The sequence below is a fragment of the Streptomyces sp. NBC_00425 genome, assembly GCF_036030735.1.
Lineage (GTDB): Bacteria > Actinomycetota > Actinomycetes > Streptomycetales > Streptomycetaceae > Streptomyces.
In genome coordinates this window covers 5,666,034-5,684,081 of the sequence record NZ_CP107928.1, presented here as the reverse complement: position 1 = coordinate 5,684,081, position 18,048 = coordinate 5,666,034, and the positions used below count along the sequence as shown (strand labels likewise).

Sequence of the window (18,048 nt, the reverse complement as noted above, 5' to 3'; positions counted from 1 at the left end):
GGGCGATGACCGGATCTTTTCGTCCGCGCCGCCGCGGAGGGGCCGTTCCCGGACCGGCCCGGAGCACGCAGGAGCCCGGCACCGAGAAGACCCCCGTCCTTCTCGATGCCGGGCTGTTCGGGGAAGCCGGAACCCCTCGCGGCTAGTCCGTCGCGATCGCGTTCAGGACGTTCATGCGGCCCGCTCGGAACGCCGGGATCAGTGCCGCGAACAGGCCCACGAACGCGGAGCCGATGAACACGCCGATGATCGTCGGCCACGGGATGTCGAGGACGTCCAGCCCCTGCAGGGCGAGGAGCTGCTGCGCGGTCGCGCCCCATCCCATGCCCAGCCCGAGGCCGAGCAGGGCGCCGAAGAGGGCGATGACGACCGACTCCATGCGGATCATGCGGCGCAGCTGGCGGCGGGAGAGACCGATCGCCCGCATCAGGCCGATCTCCCGGGTGCGCTCCACCACCGACAGTGCCAGGGTGTTCACCACGCCGAGGACGGCGACGATGATCGCGAGGGCGAGCAGGCCGTAGATCAGGTTCAGCAGCTGCCCGATCTGGTCCTTCAGCTCCTGCTTGTAGTCGGTCTGGTCGCGCACGACGTACTGCGGGTAGTCGTGCAGCGCCGACTTCAGGGCCGTGTACGCGGCGTCCTGCTGCCCGTCCTTCGCGGAGGCGAAGACCAGCTGGTCGAGCGGCAGCTTGCCGGCCGGGACGTACTTCTTCAGGGTGTCGATGGAGGTGTACATCGCGCCCTGGTCGATGACGCCGTCGCTGCTGGTGATCGCGCGGACCGTCAGCCGGGCGGTGGATCCGTCCTTGAACGCCACGGAGATCGTGGAGCCCAGCTTGATCTTGTGGTCCTCGGCGAACTTCTCGTGGACGGACATCGAGTCGAGCCGGTAGGCGTCGGCGAGCTTGCCGGCGACGGTCTCGACGCGCAGGTCGGTCGCGTAGGTCGGGTCGGCCGCCGTGATCTCCGTCTTGTCGAGGGTCTTGCCGTCGGGGGTGGTGAAGTCGGCCTGGGTCCCCTTGTACTCGGTGACCCGCGCCAGGCCCGGGGTCGACCTGATGGCCTTCACCGCGTCGGCCGTCACGCGCTGGCCCGTGTCGCTCTGGATGATGAAGTCCGTGCCGACGCTTTTGTCGAGTTCCTCGGTGGCCGAGGCGACCATGGAGGAGCCGACCACCGACAGACAGGCGACCAGCGCCAGACCGATCATGAGGGCCGCGCCCGTGGCGCCGGTGCGGCGCGGGTTGCGCAGCGCGTTGCGCTCCGCCATCCGCCCCACCGGGCCGAACGCCCTCAGCAGGACCGCGCCCAGCACCCGCACCACGCCGCCGGCCAGCAGCGGGCCGATCACCACGAAGCCGATCAGGCTCAGCACCACGCCGAGGCCCAGCCACATCGAGCCCTCGGCGGCCTTCTCGGCGACGGAGGCCAGGTAGAGGCCCGCGCCGCCGCCGACGGTGAGCAGCAGACCGATGACGGCCCGCACGACGCCGGCCTTGGCGTCCGCCGGGGCGCCGGCGTCGCGCAGCGCGGCCATCGGGGAGACCTTCCCGGCTCGGCGGGCCGGGAGGTAGGCCGCCAGCACTGTGACGACGATGCCGAGGATCATGCCGACGACCGGGGTCGTCCAGGCGACCGTCAGGTCGTCGGTGGAGAGGTTCATTCCGGTCATGCTCATGAGCTTCATCAGGCCGACGGCGATGCCGACGCCCGCGCCGACGCCGAGGACGGAGCCGACGACGCCCAGGAGCAGGGCCTCCGCGAGCACCGAGCGGTTGACCTGTTTGCGGCTGGAGCCGATGGCCCGCATCAGGCCGATCTCACGGGTGCGCTGGGCGACCAGCATCGAGAAGGTGTTGATGATGAGGAAGATGCCGACGAGGAAGGCGATCCCGGCGAAGCCGAGCATCGCGTACTTCATCACGTCCAGGAAGCTCCCGACGTCCTTGCGGTTGGCGTCCGCGGTCTCCTTGGCGGTCTGCACCTTGTAGTCGGCGCCGATCCCGGCCGCGACGTTCTTCTTCAGCTGCTCGTCGCTGACGCCGGCCGCGGCCGTGACGTTGACGTTCGTGTAGACGTTCGCCTCGCCGACCAGTGTCTTCTGGGCGGTCGCGGTGTCCAGGTAGAAGATCGCCGCGCCGGGGTTGGTGACCTGGAAGGCGGCGATGCCGGAGATCTTCGCGGTGTGCGTGCCGACCGCGGTGATCACGCCGATCTCGTCGCCGAGCTTCAGGTGGTGCTTGTCGGCGGTGTCCTCGTCGGCCATGACCTGGCCGGAGCCCTTGGGCGCCGCGCCTTCGGTGATCTTCATGGTGCGGGCTTCGTTGGCGTTCCAGCTGCCGACGATGGTGGGAGCGCCGCTGGACGGCGACAGGCTGTCCTTGTCGGCGTCGACCACGGTCGCCGCGCTGGTGAAGACCGCGCCCTCCGCGGACTTCACGCCCTTGGTCCTGCGCACCTCGTCGAGCACGGAGGCCGGCATGACCGGCGGCTTTCCGTTGTCGGCGGTCGTCTCACCGGTGTCCGAGGCGCCCTTCGCGCTCACCGTCACATCGGAGGAGGTGGCGGCGAAGAGCTTGTCGAACGTCGTGTTCATCGTGTCGGTGAACACCAGCGTCCCGCAGACGAACGCCACGGACAGCAGGACCGCCACGGCCGACAGGGCCATGCGTCCCTTGTGCGCGAAGAAGTTGCGCATCGAGGTCTTGAGCACGGTCATGACGTACGCCCCCGCGCGTCGAAGTCCTTCATGCGGTCGAGGACGGTCTCGGCGGTCGGCTTGAACATCTCGTCGACGATCCTGCCGTCCGCGAGGTACAGCACCCGGTCGGCGTAGGAGGCGGCCACCGGGTCGTGCGTGACCATCACGATGGTCTGCCCCAGGTCGTCCACCGAGCGGCGCAGGAAGCCCAGGACCTCGGCGCCGGCGCGCGAGTCGAGGTTTCCGGTGGGCTCGTCCCCGAAGATGATCTCCGGGCGGGCGGCCAGGGCGCGGGCCACGGCGACGCGCTGCTGCTGACCGCCGGAGAGCTGGGTGGGACGGTGCTTGAGGCGGTCGGCGAGGCCGACGGTCTCCACGACCTGGCTCAGCCACGCCTTGTCCGGCTTGCGGCCGGCTATGTCCATCGGCAGGGTGATGTTCTCGAGCGCGTTCAGGGTGGGCAGCAGGTTGAACGCCTGGAAGATGAACCCGATCCGGTCCCGGCGCAGCTTGGTGAGCTTCTTGTCCTTGAGCCCGGTGATCTCGGTCTCGTCCAGGTAGATCTGGCCCGACGAGACGGTGTCGAGACCGGCGAGGCAGTGCATCAGCGTGGACTTGCCGGACCCCGAGGGGCCCATGATCGCGGTGAACTGGCCACGGGTGATGTCCACGTCGACGTGGTCGAGGGCGACGACCCGGGTCTCCCCGGACCCGTACGCCTTGACGACCTGTCGCGCTCGCGCGGCAACGGCCGTACGCCCTCCAGTGCCCCCGTGCCTGGGAATGGTCACAGCCGAAGTCACGGTCAGTCTCCTCAGTCGAAAGTCTGCGGTGGACGAGCGCCCCGGGCCGGTGCCGCCGGACGGTGCGTGGCGGTGCCGGACGGTGAAGCGCTACGTCGAGAAGTGTGTCGGCGGGAGGCGGGCCCGCGCGCTGGTGCCCGGGCCCGTCTTCCCGGGGGGTTAACCCCACCCCCCGTGGGTGGGGTTGACCGCCCCGCCGGTCCCGCCCGCCCCCGTCGACGGCGTAAAGCCAGGTTAAGGACGGCGCAGGGGGGTTCTCCTCCTCCGCCGGAACGAACCCACCCCCAGCCGTAGTACGGAGAGACCCCTAGGGGCTGTCCACCGCCAGGTGGAGAGGCACTCGGGGGTCTCTCCACCCTCCGCCCCGCCCAGGCTGCGCCCTCCCGTCGCGTGAGGATCAAGTGGAAAGCCGGGTTCCGGCAGATGGATGCAGGGGGCACGCGGGGGCGCGGGGGCGCGAGGTCCCGGCGCTGATTTCCGCGCGAGCGGGGGACGCGCCTCGGGACGCCCCTCGCATTCCCGGAAAAGCACGGGGGTTAACGCGGGTAACAGCCCAGGTGGGAGCCTGTTTCGCCCAGTAAGCGCATACCGACCGACCAGTTTGGTGAAAAGACTTCGCAGCGACCGTACTCCCGAGTAACGTGCCTCCCTCGCCCCCCACCTCCCTGCGGTCCGCCGCCTCGGATCCGAGCCATGCAAGGAGCGGGATGTCCCACGACCCGTCATACCCCCACCCCACCTACCCCTGGCAGCCGCCACCCCCACCGCCCGAGCCGCAGCGACCGCGGCCGGACCGCCACGCCCCCCTCGGCCGCCACAGCGATCTGCGGATCCTGCGCGGCGCCTACCGCCGCCAGCGACGCGTGGCGACCCTCACCGCGCTCGGCTACTTCGTCGTCTTCCTCCTCCTGTCGGCGTTCGCGCCGTCCCTGATGACCGGCACGCCCGCCCCCGGCCTCCCCGCCGGACTGCTGCTCGCCCTGCTCCAGCTCCCCGTCACCTGGCTGGCGATCGTCCTGTACGAGCGCACGGCCCGCCGGCACGTCGACCCGCTCGCCGACCGCATCCGCAAGCTCGCCGAGATCGACGCCAGACGGGACGACACCCGCACCGCGCGGGAGTCCCGGGACCGGCGCGGAACGCGCCCCGGGGAGGTCCGACGATGACGGAACTCACCGGCGACGCCCAGACCATGTCCCTCGTGGCGTTCACCGCCGTCGCCACCATCACGCTGCTGCTGTGCGTGATGACCGGCCCCGACCGCGACGACCTCGACGAGTTCTACACCGGCTACCGCTCGCTCTCCCCGCTGCGCAACGGCCTGGCCATCGCGGGCGACTACATCTCCGCCGCCACCGTCCTGGGCACCGGCGGAGTGATCGCCCTGTGCGGCTACGACGGCGTCGTCCTCGCCCTCAGCACCGTGCTCTCGCTGATGCTGCTGATGTTCCTGCTGGCCGAACCGCTGCGCAACGCGGGCCGGTTCACCATGGGCGACGCGCTCGCGCGGCGGATGCCGGGCCGCGCGGTGCGCATCACGGCGTGCGCGGTCACCCTCGCCGCGCTGCTGCCGATGATGCTCGTCCAGCTCGCCGGCACCGGCCAGCTGCTCGCCTTCATCCTCGGCTTCTCCGGCGACTCGGTGAAGACGGGCTGCGTCGTCTGCATGGGCGTGCTGATGATCAGCTACGCGGCGATCGGCGGCATGAAGGGCACCGCCCTCATCCAGATGCTGAAGATCGTCACGCTGCTCGGCTCCGGCACGGTCATCGCGGTGATCATCCTGTACCGCTTCGACGGCAGCCCCGGCGCGCTCTTCGACGCGGCGGCCGAGGGGAGCGGGGTCGGCGACGCCTTCCTGCGCTCCGGCCTGGAGTTCGCCGACGGCCCCTATCCCCGCGTCGACATGATCGTCTCGCAGCTGTCGGTCGTGCTGGGCGGCGCGTGCCTGCCCCACATCACCATGCGCATGTACACCGCCTCCAGCGCCCGCCAGGTGCGCCGTTCGATGTCCTGGGCGGTGTCCGCGGTCGCCCTGTTCGTGCTGGTGATGACGGTCGTCGGGTTCGGCGCCACCGCGCTCGTCGGCCGTGCGCTGATCGCCGGGGCCGACCCCCGGGGCAACACCGCCTACCTGCTGGGCTCGCGGGCCGCGTTCGGCGCGGACGTGTCCACCGCCGAGACCCTCCTCTTCACCACCGTCACGACGGCGATCTTCCTCACCGTCCTCGCCTCGGTCGCCGGCATGATCCTCGCCTGCGCCAACTCCCTCGCGCACGACGTGTTCGCCGCGCAGAAGCCGCGGACGTCCCCGCGGCGCGAGATGCTCGTGGCCCGGCTGTCCGCCCTCGCGGTCGGCGTCCCCACCATCCTGCTGGCCACCCAGGTCCAGCACCGCAGCCTGCAGCCCCTGGTCACCCTCTCCTTCTGCCTCGGGGCGTCGGCCCTCGCCCCGGCCCTCGTCTACAGCCTCTTCTGGCGCCGCTACACCCGCACGGGCCTGCTCGCCACGCTCATCGGCGGGACCGTGTCCGTCCTGCTCCTCATGCCGGGCACGAACCTGGTCTCCGGCTCGCCCGTCTCCGCCTTCCCCGAGGCCGACTTCAACTGGTTCCCGTTCACCACCACCGGCATCGTCACCGTGCCGCTGGGCTTCGCCCTCGGCTGGCTTGGGACGGTGCTCTCGGGCCACCGCACGGCGGAGGTGCAGCGCCGCCGGTACGAGGAGGTGGAGGGCTCCATCCTGGCGGGCGCGGTCCGCAGGGGCGACTGACGCCCCCGCACCCGACGCCGGTCCGAACCGGCACACGGGACATCGGGCGCCCCGTCACCGTCGACCGCGCGACCGGTGAAGGCAATCGTCAACCGACCGCGCGACCGGTGAAGGCAATCGTCAACCGACCGCGCGGCCGGTGAAGGCGGTCGTCAGTCGACCGCGCGGCCGGTGAAGGCGGTCGTCAGTCGACCGCGCGGCCGGTGAGGGCGGTCAGGCTGTTGCGGACGTGATCCATGTGCGCCTGGACGTCCTCCCCGCGCGCGCCGTGCTCCCGCAGGACGCGCTCCGTCTCCCGCTCGGTGCGCTCCTCCCGGGCGCGCGCCTCGGCGAGGATCCCGGCCGCACGCGCCTGTGCGTCCTCCTGGCCGCGGCGGGCCGACTCCTCGGCCTCGGCGAACGCCTGCTTCGCCTCGGACAGCGCCGCCTCGGCGCGCGCCACCGCCTCGGCGTGCCGCGCGTCGAGGGCGGCGGCCCGCCCGGCGGCCTCGTGCTCCACCGCGGCCCACCGCTCGGCGTGCTCCTTGTCCTGCTCGGCGAGCATGGCGGCGGTGCGCTGGCGCACCTCGCGCAGGGCGGCCAGCGCCTCGCCCCGGTACTCCTTCACCTCGCGCCGGGCGCCGATGCGGACCTCGTCGGCCTCGGCGCGCGCCGCGAGCAGTCGCTGGCGTGCGCGCTCCTCGGCCTCCGCGCGCAGCGCGTCCGCCTCCTCCTGCGCCGCCCGGCGCGTCCCGAGGGCGCACGTCCCGGCGTGCGCGACCTCGTCCGCCGCCGCACGCCGCGCACACGCGCGAACGTCGTCCGCCTCCTCGATCCCGAGCTGGAGGATGCGCTGCGCACGCTCGCCGAGCACGTCATAGGTCTGCGGCGCGAGCCCCGTCACGACCTCGCGCAACCGCTCGGCCTCCTCCTCCATCTGCCGGGCGAGGACGGTGAGCCGGGCGGCCCGCTCCCACGCCGCGTCCCGGTCGGCGCACAGCGCGGCCGTGTACGCCTCGACCTGCTCAGGACGGTAGCCGCGGCCGCGAACGGTCACGAACCCCGGCGGTGACACCGATGCGCTGCTCATCCTTGAACCCCTCGCCACCCGACGGACACGACATGATGATTTCGCGCATATCTTGATGTATCGGGCGTAAGTGTTCATAACGCGACACTCCGCGCACAGGTCACGGTCAACGGCGTCGCCACCTCGGCACCACCCCGGCACCATCCGGACACGAAAAGGCCGGGCCCGGTCTTCCGACCGGGCCCGGCCCGTTCTCCGTCCTGCACCCTCGGCGGGTCAGCGACCACCCGTCACAGCAGTCCGTCCCACATCTGCTCCAGCAGCACCGACCACCAGCTCTCCGGCGAACCGAGCGCCGCCGGGTCGAGCGAGGCCAACTGGGCCTGGAAGTCGACGGTCCAGCGGCCCGCCTGCTCCTGGTTCAGACCGAACCGCAGCCGCCACATCCGTCCCAGCAGCGCCAGACAGCGCGCGAACTCCGGCAGCCCCGTGTTCACGAACTGCGGCGGCACCGGAGCACCGCCCAGGCCCGCCTCCACCGGCACGGCGACGATGTTCGCCGTCCCGTACTGCACACAGATCGCCTTGCCGAAGTCACTGCCCATCACGAGATACGAACCCGCGTCCGAAGCCGGCTGCACACCCCGCTCCGCCGCCAGCTCCGCCAGCGTCGGCACCGGCCGCCCCGGCTGGGCCTGCGCCCAGAAGAACGGCCCCATGTCCGCCGGCAGACCCGCCACCACCAGGGTGTGCGCCACCACCGGCGGCACACCCTGCCGGGACACCGCCGCCTGCTCGAACCGGAACACCGCCGGCCCGAAGACCGCCGCCAGCTCCTGCCCGATGGCCTCCGGCGGCACCGGCGGCACCGGCTGCACCGGCGCCAACGGCGCACGCACCGGCCCCGGACGCGCGGGACCGTCCGCCACCTGGTGCAGCTCGCCCTGATGCGCCAGCAACTGCTGCATGCCCTGCTGCCGGCTCGCATGATCCGTGCCGTACGGCGCGATGCTCGTGATCCGCGCCTGCGGCCACTGCTCCCGGATCATCCGGGCACAGTACGCACCCGGCAGCTCGCACGACTCCAACTCCGTGTGCAGCTCCAGCACCTGGTCCGGCGGCACGTTCATCGCGCGCAGCTCGTGGAAGATCTGCCACTCCGGGTGCGGGGTGCCCGGCGCCGAACGCCGGATCAGCTGCTGCTCCGAACCGTCCCGCGCCCGGAAGCGCAGCACGGCCTGATAACCCGGCCCGACCGTCGGCAGACCCTGCTGCTGCGGATACCCGTACGACGGGGGCTGCCCCGGCACCGGGCCGCCCGGCGGCGGCATCGCACCCGGCGGCATCGGGGGCTGCGGCACGCCCGGAGCCATCCCGGGAGGCCCCGGAGGCACACCGGGACCGCCACCCGGGAAACCGGGAGCACCGGGCGCCGCATGAACCCCGTGCGGCCCGTGGGCCTGCGGCGGCGGGGGCGCGCCCGGTCCGCCGGCCGGCGGACCGGCCAGCATCGTCGCGGCATGGTGGACGGCGCCCTGCCCCCCGCCCGCCGAGCCGTTCCCGCCCGGAGCACCGGGGGCACCCGGAACCTGCGGCGCGCCGGGGACACCCGGAGCGCCGGGGACGCCGGGGACACCCGGCGGATGCGGAGCGGCCCCCGGACCCATCTGACCCGGGTCGGCGAACATCGTCGCGGCGTGATGCACCGCGCCGGGAGGAGGCGTCCCCCCGGGCGGGTTCGGCGCGCCCGGCGCGTGCGGCGCACCGGGCGCGCCCGCAGGACCGGAAGCCCCAGGGCCACCAGGGCCACCAGGGCCACCCGGAGCACCCGGCGCACCCGGTTCCAGGGACGAGATCAGCTGCGTCGGCACATAGCCGCCCGCCGGAGTGCCCGGCGCACCCGGGCCGGACGGCGCAGGCGGCGGCACAGGCGTGCCGACCGGCCGCGCACCCGGCGCTCCGGGCATCCCCGGCGGAGGCGGCGGCGCCCCCGCACCGCGGTTGCGCCGCGGCGGAGGCGCGGCCTTGCTGGTCGCCGCGTCGGCGATGTCACCGGCGTTCGGCGCGAGCGGCCGCGCCGGAGCACCCGGGGCGGCCGGCGGCTGCGGAGCACCCGGAGCACCCTGCGGATAGCCGTACGACGACCCGGCCGGACCCGCAGGCGGAGGCGTCGACCCCGCCTGCGGAGGCGTCGGACCGGCAGGCGGAGGCGTCGCGGACGGCCCCGCCGGGGCGCTCCCGGACGCCTGCTGCCCGCCCCGCACGCCCGACGCACTCGACGCACCCTGATCGCCGAGCACCGGAGCGACCGCCGTCGGCGGAAGCTGACTGCCGCCGGACATCAACGCCGTCTTGGCGTCCGGCGCGGCCGTCTGCGGCCCCGCCTCCTCGTCGTCGGACCCGCTCAGCGGAGGCGCGAACACGGTCGCGGGCAGCGGTACGGAACGGTCGTCACCGGCGTCGCCGTTGGTGTCCGTCCCGGCCCACGGCGTCGCGCCGGCCGGAGCGGCGGCCGCCGCCGGAGCCGGACCCGCGGCCGGACCCGTCGGCACCCCGGCCTGCGTCTCGGGCAGCCGGCTCCCCGGCACACCACCCTGCGTCCGAGGCAGCGACGGATCACCGCCCACACCCGCACCCGCACCCGCACCCGCACCCGCACCCGCACCCGCACCGAACGAGTTCGACGACGCGGCGGGACCGTCGGCAGCCCCGGACGCCGACCCCGCGTCCCCGGACCCCGACCCGGCCTCCCGCCGGTCGGGAATCCCCAGCCTGTCCGCCGCCTCCTGCAACCACTCCGGCGGCGACAACAGGAACGACGTCTGATTCAGATCCACCCGCGCCGCAGGCGCCGGCACCGCGTCCACAGGCCCCTCCGGACGGCCGTACTCCTCCTCGTACCGGCGAATCACCTCACCCACCGGCACCGAAGGCCACAACGTGGCCTCCCCGCTGTCCCGGGCGATCACCAGCCGCTGCGCACCCCCGTCCGAACGCGGCCCCTCCGCACGGTCCTCGGCCCACACCACGAACCCGAGCTCGAACTCCCGCACCCGCACCTCACGATGCTGATACGCCGGCACATCCCCGTTGACCCACTCCTCGGCGCGCTCCTGCGCCTGCGCGAACGTCACCATCGTCCAGCTCACTCCCCCGCCGAAGACACCGAAGACGCCGGCACCGCCCGCGCGAACCCGCCGTCCACCATCAGATTCGCCACTGTCGCCAACTCCGGCGGATTGCCCGCCAGCCGCGACAGGAAGACGTCGAAGTCCTCACCGCACGGCAACAACAACCGCTCCATCCGCTCTGCCGGCGACCACCCGGGATCCACGTCCCGCACATCGTCGTACGAGCAGAACCACACCGAACCGGCCCGCTCGCCCCGCACCTTCACGGCCAGCAACCCGCCCTGCACGAAACCGACGCTCAGATAGTCCTTCGTCAGATGGTCCCGCAGACACTTGTTCACATACACCAGGTCGTTGACCGCCGCCTCGTCCCGCACCGTGAAGAACGGCTGATCCACCAGCAGACCCAGCTCCGCGTCCAACGCCGCGCCCACCGGCGCACACCCGCCCGCCGCCTTCAGGAACGACCGGTACGCCCCCGGCAGCCGGTACCCCAGATCCTCCTCCACCCCCTGCACCTGCTGCTCCGACACCGCCACACCCGACTTCGGCAGACCGAAGTGCGCCGGACGCGTCTCCTGCAACGGCCGCGTGCCCCGCTTCGCCTGGTCCACCAACGCCGTCGACACCCCACCGTGATGCCGCAGCAACGCCTTCACCTCGACCGGAACCAGCTCCAGCCGCCGCGAACCCACCACGTGATGCCACGTCCAGCCGTGCGGAGTCGCCACCGCCGGCACCGTGTCCCACAACTCGTGCCCCGAAGCCGCCGACGCCGCGTTCGCCGACACGTAGTCCGTCAACCGCAACTCGTCCACACCGAAACCCTCCGGCGGATCAGCGATCTCCGCGACCGCCCGCGCATACGGCGAGAAGTCCGGATAACCCCGCTCGTCCACCCGCACACCCCTCGGGTGCCGCGCGGCCCGGACCGGATCCGGGAAATGCACGACCTGCCCCGCGTAGGCCGCGTTCGGCGGCGTGCCCTGTCCCCCCACCTGGCGGCCGGGAGGCGCCCCCAGCCCGAGCCGACCTGTCGTCATGGCGGTTGCCCCCTGCGGCACTCTGTACGGCCCGCGACAGGCGGATCCGCTTCCGGACCCGGCCCGCAACGACCCGTATCGACTGTCTCCAACGATCTCCGACGCGCGTCAACCACGCGCTCACGGTGCGACAGCCTATGCGGTACGACGACAGCGGTCACCGGCCCTCCACTTCCGTGACCAGCCGTCACCCCGCCGTGACGACCCACCCCGCCCCGGGCGTGTCGCACCGCCCCAGCTTCCGCACCCGCCCCGCCATTTGGCACCCTGTGACCTCCGGGGGATGCACGGAGGGGAAACGATCATGAACACCACACAGACGGGGCCACACACCGGCAGGCCCGACGACCTGCACACCACCCACACCGGCGACCCCCGCATCGGCTGGTCCGCCACCGCCACACCCCACACCCCCACCCTCCGCCACCGCCGCGACGGCATACTCCCCACCGTCGCCGCCGCCCTCTCCGTCCGCGGCGCCACCCTCACCGGCACCGCCGCCCGCGGCGACCAGCCCCCACCCCTGCACCCCCTCGTCCAGGACTTCCTCGACACCCTCACCAGCGCCCAACGCGACCGCTCCACCGGCCGCTGCGCCGAAGCCATCCTCATCTCCCGCCACATCACCGCCGCCGACGCCGCCCGCAGCAGACGCGCCGCCCGCCGCCCCATGACCAACGGCGAAGCCCGAAAAACCCTCAAGCAAGCCAAACTCACCACCCGCCACATCCGCGAGGACGGCGACCCCCTCCACGGCGGCTTCGCCACCCCCTGCCGCGCCTGCGCCGCCCTCAGCGCCCACTTCGGCGTCCGCGTCGTCGACCCCGCGACCGGCTCCTGAACCACCCCCACCGGCACAACGGCACACCCGCACCACCCCGACACACCACGGACGAAGGGCAGATGCACCCCGACCGCACCTCCACCACGCGCTTCCCCGTACCCGTCGACGCCGCCCTGCGCGCCGCCGGCTGGCAACCCGGACGCTGGGACATCAAACAAGCCGAAATCTGGGCCGACACCCTCCGCGAACACACCTCACCCGCCGGCCACCGCCACGCCGTCTTCCCCGCCGCCGTCGAAGCCTGGGCCGAATTCGGCGGACTCACCATCACCCCCACAGGACCCGGCCGCCAGATCGCCCCCAGCACCCTCCACCTCGACCCCCTGCACGGCCTCCACCTCGCCCGCACCCTCGCCGACCTCGGCCGCGCCCTCGACACCGAAGTCGCCCCCCTCGGCGCCGAAGCCGACGACCGTGCCCTCCTCGCCATCGACGCCGAAGGCCGCGTCTACGCCCTCGACCACACCGGCGACTGGTACCTCGGCCCCGACATCGACCAGGCCCTCGGCGCCCTCACCTCCGGCGCCGAACCCACCCGCCTCACCGCAGGCTGACACCCGGCCCCACCCCCCACCACCACACGGCGGACGCACCACACCGCCACCCCCCACCCGCCTACGCCGCCGGAATCACCGCCGACACCCGGAAACCCCCCGCCTCCGTCGGCCCCGACACGAACACCCCGCCCAACGCCACCACCCGCTCCCTCATCCCCACCAAGCCGTTGCCCCCCGAAGGCAACCCCGCCGACGACGCGGACCCCACCTCCGGCGGCGCCCCGTTCTCCACCTGCATCGCGATCTCCCCCACCCGATGCGCCAACCGCACCTGCGTCTTCGCACCCCCGGCATGCTTGTGGACGTTCGTCAACGCCTCCTGCACCACCCGGTACGCCGTCTGCTCCACCTCCGGCGCATACGCCCGCACCTCACCCTCCACCATCAGATCCACCACCATCCCCGCAGCCGCCGACTGCCCCACCAACTCCTCCAACTCCGCCAGACACGGCCCCTCCCCCTCCTCCACGACCACCGCGGCCACCCCCACCGTCACCGACGCGGCCGCCGCCCGCTCCACCCCGACCCCACTGCGCAACACCCCGAGCATCTCCCGCAACTCGGTCAACGCCTGCCGGCCCATGTCCCCCACCAGCGCCGCGTTGCGCACCGCCTTCTCCGGATCCTTCCGCGCCACCGCCTGCAACGCCGCCGCATGCACCACCATCAGACTCACCCGATGCGCCACCACGTCGTGCATCTCCCGCGCGATCCGCGTCCGCTCCTCGTTACGCGCCCACTCCGCACGCTCCTCCGCCCGCTCCGCGAGCAACTGCAACTCCCGCTCGAGACTGTCCGCACGCTCCCGCAGACTCTCCATCAGCCGCCGCCGCGCTCCCACATAAAGCCCCAGCAGCAACGGCGGCGCCGTCAACCCCAGCGACGTCGTGATCGCCGCGAACGGCACGAACCAGTCGCCCAGGGTCAGACTCCCCCGGTTCATGCTCTGCCTCACCTGCACGAACGTCACGATCAACGTCCCCACCAACTGCATCCCGGCGAGCGACGCGATGATCCGCCGAGGCAGCTCCGAAGCGGCGAGCGTGTACAACCCCACGATCCCCATCAGAAAACCCATCTGCGCCGGCGTGATCGCGATCGCCACCAGCACCACCGCGATCGGCCACCGCCGCCGCACCACCAACACCGAGCCGGCGAGCAGACCGAACACCACCCCCACCGCCGCCGGGATCCCCGCGTCCCGTGCGAACGGCACCCCCTCCACCGCACACTCCACGGCCGACACGAGCCCGAGGCCCGAGTCGAACACCGCGCTACGCCGTCTGGCCCACCACAGCGGCCCTCCCCGGACCGCCGTGTCCTCTGCCCCCGTCATGGTCATGCCTCCAGCCTACGGGCGCACCCCTCGCCTTTTCCGGCGACTTTCCGCGACCGCCCCACACCACGCACCGTAACCGAACAGCATCGAAACCCACCGGTATCCCTCGAACGGCTGAACCACACCCGTTCGACCTCGGAACCTCACATTCCGCCCGGACGGTATGCGTATGACACATGCGAACGGCAAGTACGCCGACTTCGAGGGACTTCGAGAGCGGGCGGTGGCGCTGCGGCGCGAGGGCCTCAGCCGGCGGCAGATCCGCGATCGGCTCCACGTCGACAACAACGACATCCTCAACCGCCTCCTGGAGGGCGAACCCCCACCGGAGTGGACGAAGCGCCCGAACGCGAAGGACGACCTCAGGCACCAAGCGAGGGAGCTCCGGCTGCAAGGCAGGACGTACGACCAGATCCAGCTGGAACTGGGCTGCTCGAAGAGCTCGATCTCCCTGTGGGTGCGGGATCTGCCGAAACCGGAGCGCCGCGACCCGGCCGAGCAAGCCCGCCTGGCCAGTCGGAAGCGCTGGGAGCACGAACTGGCGGTACGGGACGAGGCACGTCGACGCACCAAGACGACCGCAGCCGCTCAACTCGGCACCATGTCCGAGCGCGACCTCTTCATCGCGGGGATCGCTCTCTACTGGGCCGAGGGCTCGAAGGACAAGCCTTACTCCCGCCGCGAGAACGTCACGTTCGTCAACAGCGACCCCGGCGTGATCCAGCTCTACCTGGCCTGGCTCAACCTCCTGGGCGTGGAGCCCGCGCGTCTGACCTACCGGCTGATGATTCACATGACCGCGGACGTAGAGGGGGCGATCCGCTACTGGGCGGACCTGGCGGGCGTCGACGCGTCCGCCTTCCAGAAGACGACGATCAAGAAGCACAACCCCAAGACCCTCCGTAAGAACGTTGGTGAGAGCTACCGGGGCTGCCTGGTGATCCGGGTGGCGAAGGGAGCCGACCTGTACCGGCGCATTGAAGGCTGGTGGTCCGGCATGGTGGAGTCCGCCGGGCGGGATCATGCCCCTCCCCTCCTCCGGTAAGGTCTAAGGCAGCAATCCGCCGTGGGGTAGCGGCATCCCGCAGGCCTTTGGAGCCTTGAGACGCTGGTTCGAATCCAGCCGGCGGAGCTGCTGAACCGGGCCCTGACCTCCACGTCGGGGCCCGCTCTCATGTCCGCCGGGAAACGCCCCGGTATCCTTCGGATGTCCCCACCTCCCACAGCCGAAGGGCAACTCCGTGAGCGCCATTCGCCCGGCAGCCGTCGTCGTACTCGCAGCGGGTGAGGGCACCCGTATGAAGTCGGCCATACCGAAGGTCCTCCACGAGCTCTGCGGCCGCAGCCTCGTGGGCCACGTGCTGGCCGCCGCCCGTGAGCTGGACCCCGAGAACCTGGTCGTGGTGGTCGGACACGCACGCGAGAAGGTCACCGCGCACCTCGCCGAGGTCGACGCCGCCGTGCGCACCGCCGTGCAGGAGGAGCAGAACGGCACCGGGCACGCCGTGCGGATGGGGCTCGAGCAGCTGGGCGGCGGTGTGGACGGCACGGTGGTGGTCGTGTGCGGCGACACTCCGCTGCTGACGGGTGCGACGCTGGCGGAGCTGGCCGCGACGCATCACGCGGACGGCAACGCGGTCACCGTGCTGACCGCCGAGGTGCCGGACGCCACGGGGTACGGGCGGATCGTCCGGGACGAGGCCTCGGGCGCCGTGACGGCGATCGTCGAGCACAAGGACGCGGACGACGCGGTGCTGGCGATCCGGGAGATCAACTCCGGGGTGTTCGCGTTCGACGGGCAGCTGCTCGCGGACGCGCTGAAGAAGGTGCGCACGGACAACAGTCAGGGCGAGGAGTACCTGACGGACGTCCTGGGGATTCTGCGCGAGGCGGGTCACCGGGTGGGTGCGTCCGTGGCCGCCGATCACCGTGAGATCGCCGGCATCAACAACCGGGTGCAGCTGAGCGAGGCGCGCCGGATCCTGAACGACCGGCTGCTGACCGCGGCGATGCTGTCGGGTGTGACGGTGATCGACCCGGCGACGACGTGGGTGGACGTCACGGTGACGTTCGAGCGGGACGCGGTGGTGCATCCGGGTACGCAGCTGCACGGGAGCACGCATGTGGGCGAGGGCGCGGAGGTCGGTCCGAACAGCCGGCTGAAGGACACGGTGGTCGGTGCGGGGGCCCGGGTCGACAACACGGTGTCCAACGACTCGGAGATCGGGGCGGGCGCGTCGGTGGGGCCGTTCGCGTATCTGCGTCCCGGTACGCGTCTGGGGACGAAGAGCAAGATCGGCACGTTCGTGGAGGCGAAGAACGCGTCGCTGGGTGAGGGGACGAAGGTTCCGCACCTGTCGTACGTGGGTGACGCGACGATCGGTGAGTACAGCAACATCGGCGCGGCGAGCGTGTTCGTGAACTACGACGGACAGGACAAGCATCACACGACGGTCGGGTCGCATTGCCGGACGGGTTCGGACAACATGTTTGTGGCTCCGGTCACGGTCGGGGACGGCGCGTACACCGCGGCCGGGTCCGTGATCACGAAGGATGTGCCGCCCGGTTCGCTGGCCGTGGCCCGTGGTCAGCAGCGGAATATCGAGGGCTGGGTGGCCCGTAAGCGTCCGGGCAGCGCGGCGGCGAAGGCGGCCGAGACGGCGTCCCGCCAGGGCGAAAGCGGAAGCTGACCGGAAACGGGCGCGTCGAACACCGCGTACCGTGATAAGTGCACACCCGCACCTACCAGCTGAGACGTCCTTGTCGCGCCCAGCGGCGAGGGTTCTCGACATCCAGCTGAGACACCTCTGAGGAGACAGTGCTGTGACCGGGATCAAGACGACCGGCGAGAAGAAGATGATGTTCTTCTCCGGCCGCGCCCACCCCGAGCTTGCCGAGGAGGTCGCCCACCAGCTGGGTGTCGGGGTCGTCCCGACGAAGGCCTTCGATTTCGCCAACGGTGAGATCTACGTTCGCTACCAGGAGTCGGCGCGCGGTGCGGACTGCTTCCTGATCCAGAGCCACACGGCTCCGATCAACAAGTGGATCATGGAGCAGTTGATCATGATCGATGCGCTGAAGCGGGCTTCGGCGCGTTCGATCACCGTGATCGTGCCGTTCTACGGCTATGCGCGTCAGGACAAGAAGCACCGTGGGCGTGAGCCGATCTCGGCGCGGCTGATCGCCGATCTGATGAAGACGGCGGGTGCGCACCGGATCCTGACCGTGGATCTGCACACGGACCAGATCCAGGGGTTCTTCGACGGTCCGGTGGACCACCTGTTCGCGTTGCCGCTGCTGGCGGACTACGTGGGTCAGAAGGTGGACCGCAACAAGCTCACGGTGGTGTCGCCGGACGCGGGCCGGGTGCGGGTGGCGGATCGCTGGTGCGACCGTCTGGGCGCGCCGCTGGCGATCGTGCACAAGCGGCGCGACAAGGACGTGGCGAACCAGGTGACGGTCCACGAGGTCGTGGGCGAGGTCAAGGGCCGTGTCTGCGTGCTCGTGGACGACATGATCGACACGGGTGGCACGATCTGTGCGGCCGCGGACGCGTTGTTCGCGCATGGTGCGGAGGACGTCATAGTGACGGCGACGCACGGTGTGCTGTCGGGTCCGGCGGCGGACCGTCTGAAGAACTCGAAGGTGAGCGAGTTCGTGTTCACGAACACGCTTCCGACGCCGGGTGAGCTGGAGGTCGACAAGATCACGGTGTTGTCGATCGCGCCGACGATCGCGAACGCGGTGCGTGAGGTGTTCGAGGACGGTTCGGTGACGAGCCTGTTCGACGAGCAGTGACGGCTGCCGTCGGAAGCAGGGTCTAGATCGATTTCGTGTACGGCCTT

Annotated in this window: 13 protein-coding genes and 1 tRNA gene; 8 read left to right on the top strand and 6 right to left on the bottom strand. The window is 71.5% G+C overall.

Going from position 1 to position 18,048, the window contains the following annotated elements:
- Positions 1-142 precede the first annotated feature (142 nt).
- Together OHS82_RS24690 and OHS82_RS24685 are read right to left on the bottom strand one after the other, a co-directional pair.
- Positions 143-2,722 carry an ABC transporter permease gene (locus OHS82_RS24690; protein WP_057578639.1) on the bottom strand — a complete coding sequence of 860 codons (2,580 nt, stop codon included), beginning with the start codon at positions 2,720-2,722 and terminating at the stop codon, positions 143-145.
- Complete coding sequence (locus OHS82_RS24685; RefSeq protein WP_057578643.1) at positions 2,719-3,507, bottom strand: ABC transporter ATP-binding protein; 789 nt, start codon at positions 3,505-3,507, stop codon at positions 2,719-2,721. Before OHS82_RS24685 ends, OHS82_RS24690 begins: the two co-directional genes overlap by 4 nt.
- A 707-nt stretch (positions 3,508-4,214) precedes the next feature.
- Between OHS82_RS24685 and OHS82_RS24680 the strand changes: the two genes are divergently transcribed.
- Both OHS82_RS24680 and OHS82_RS24675 read left to right on the top strand, forming a co-directional pair.
- Positions 4,215-4,673, top strand: a complete 459-nt coding sequence (locus OHS82_RS24680) for a DUF485 domain-containing protein (RefSeq protein WP_328434486.1) — start codon at positions 4,215-4,217, stop codon at positions 4,671-4,673.
- Positions 4,670-6,280, top strand: coding sequence for a sodium/solute symporter (locus OHS82_RS24675; RefSeq protein WP_057578647.1), 1,611 nt, complete (start codon positions 4,670-4,672; stop codon positions 6,278-6,280). Before OHS82_RS24680 ends, OHS82_RS24675 begins: the two co-directional genes overlap by 4 nt.
- A 184-nt stretch (positions 6,281-6,464) precedes the next feature.
- On the opposite strand, the gene OHS82_RS24670 is transcribed toward OHS82_RS24675, so the two are convergent.
- The 3 genes from OHS82_RS24670 to OHS82_RS24660 form a co-directional block, all read right to left on the bottom strand.
- Positions 6,465-7,349: a hypothetical protein gene (locus tag OHS82_RS24670; RefSeq protein ID WP_057578649.1), complete on the bottom strand. Its 885-nt coding sequence runs from the start codon at positions 7,347-7,349 to the stop codon at positions 6,465-6,467.
- A gap of 230 nt (positions 7,350-7,579) precedes the next feature.
- Positions 7,580-10,426 carry an SUKH-4 family immunity protein gene (locus tag OHS82_RS24665; protein ID WP_328434485.1) on the bottom strand — a complete coding sequence of 949 codons (2,847 nt, stop codon included), beginning with the start codon at positions 10,424-10,426 and terminating at the stop codon, positions 7,580-7,582.
- An 8-nt stretch (positions 10,427-10,434) separates the two neighbouring features.
- On the bottom strand, positions 10,435-11,463 hold the full coding sequence (locus tag OHS82_RS24660; protein ID WP_057579347.1) for an SMI1/KNR4 family protein: 1,029 nt from the start codon (positions 11,461-11,463) through the stop codon (positions 10,435-10,437).
- A 304-nt stretch (positions 11,464-11,767) separates the two neighbouring features.
- On the opposite strand from OHS82_RS24660, the gene OHS82_RS24655 reads away from it, so the two are divergent.
- Complete coding sequence (locus tag OHS82_RS24655; RefSeq protein WP_107105212.1) at positions 11,768-12,304, top strand: YwqJ-related putative deaminase; 537 nt, start codon at positions 11,768-11,770, stop codon at positions 12,302-12,304.
- 62 nt (positions 12,305-12,366) lie between these two features.
- Positions 12,367-12,861, top strand: a complete 495-nt coding sequence (locus tag OHS82_RS24650; protein WP_057578656.1) for an SUKH-3 domain-containing protein — start codon at positions 12,367-12,369, stop codon at positions 12,859-12,861.
- Between the two features lie 61 nt (positions 12,862-12,922).
- Here the strand turns inward: OHS82_RS24650 and OHS82_RS24645 are convergent, their stop codons facing one another.
- On the bottom strand, positions 12,923-14,206 hold the full coding sequence (locus OHS82_RS24645; protein ID WP_057578658.1) for a sensor histidine kinase: 1,284 nt from the start codon (positions 14,204-14,206) through the stop codon (positions 12,923-12,925).
- A gap of 166 nt (positions 14,207-14,372) precedes the next feature.
- Here OHS82_RS24645 and OHS82_RS24640 point away from each other — a divergent pair, with 166 nt between their 5' ends.
- From OHS82_RS24640 to OHS82_RS24625, 4 genes are all read left to right on the top strand, one after another.
- Entirely contained in the window at positions 14,373-15,248 is an 876-nt protein-coding gene (locus OHS82_RS24640) for a hypothetical protein (RefSeq protein ID WP_328434484.1), read from the top strand.
- A gap of 15 nt (positions 15,249-15,263) precedes the next feature.
- Positions 15,264-15,335 (top strand) — tRNA-Gln (locus OHS82_RS24635).
- Between the two features lie 109 nt (positions 15,336-15,444).
- Positions 15,445-16,893 carry a bifunctional UDP-N-acetylglucosamine diphosphorylase/glucosamine-1-phosphate N-acetyltransferase GlmU gene (glmU, locus tag OHS82_RS24630; RefSeq protein ID WP_079041254.1) on the top strand — a complete coding sequence of 483 codons (1,449 nt, stop codon included), beginning with the start codon at positions 15,445-15,447 and terminating at the stop codon, positions 16,891-16,893.
- A gap of 133 nt (positions 16,894-17,026) precedes the next feature.
- Complete coding sequence (locus tag OHS82_RS24625; protein ID WP_057578665.1) at positions 17,027-18,001, top strand: ribose-phosphate diphosphokinase; 975 nt, start codon at positions 17,027-17,029, stop codon at positions 17,999-18,001.
- The last annotated feature ends 47 nt before the right edge of the window (positions 18,002-18,048 follow it).

Excerpts from the sequence above, each read along its gene's own strand:
- OHS82_RS24690 (WP_057578639.1), bottom strand. The coding sequence starts at position 2,722 with ATGACCGTGCTCAAGACCTCGATGCGCAACTTCTTCGCGCACAAGGGA.
- OHS82_RS24680 (WP_328434486.1), top strand. The coding sequence starts at position 4,215 with ATGTCCCACGACCCGTCATACCCCCACCCCACCTACCCCTGGCAGCCG.
- OHS82_RS24675 (WP_057578647.1), top strand. The coding sequence starts at position 4,670 with ATGACGGAACTCACCGGCGACGCCCAGACCATGTCCCTCGTGGCGTTC.
- OHS82_RS24670 (WP_057578649.1), bottom strand. The coding sequence starts at position 7,349 with ATGAGCAGCGCATCGGTGTCACCGCCGGGGTTCGTGACCGTTCGCGGC.
- OHS82_RS24665 (WP_328434485.1), bottom strand. The coding sequence starts at position 10,426 with ATGGTGACGTTCGCGCAGGCGCAGGAGCGCGCCGAGGAGTGGGTCAAC.
- OHS82_RS24660 (WP_057579347.1), bottom strand. The coding sequence starts at position 11,463 with ATGACGACAGGTCGGCTCGGGCTGGGGGCGCCTCCCGGCCGCCAGGTG.
- OHS82_RS24655 (WP_107105212.1), top strand. The coding sequence starts at position 11,768 with ATGAACACCACACAGACGGGGCCACACACCGGCAGGCCCGACGACCTG.
- OHS82_RS24650 (WP_057578656.1), top strand. The coding sequence starts at position 12,367 with ATGCACCCCGACCGCACCTCCACCACGCGCTTCCCCGTACCCGTCGAC.
- OHS82_RS24645 (WP_057578658.1), bottom strand. The coding sequence starts at position 14,206 with ATGACCATGACGGGGGCAGAGGACACGGCGGTCCGGGGAGGGCCGCTG.
- OHS82_RS24640 (WP_328434484.1), top strand. The coding sequence starts at position 14,373 with ATGACACATGCGAACGGCAAGTACGCCGACTTCGAGGGACTTCGAGAG.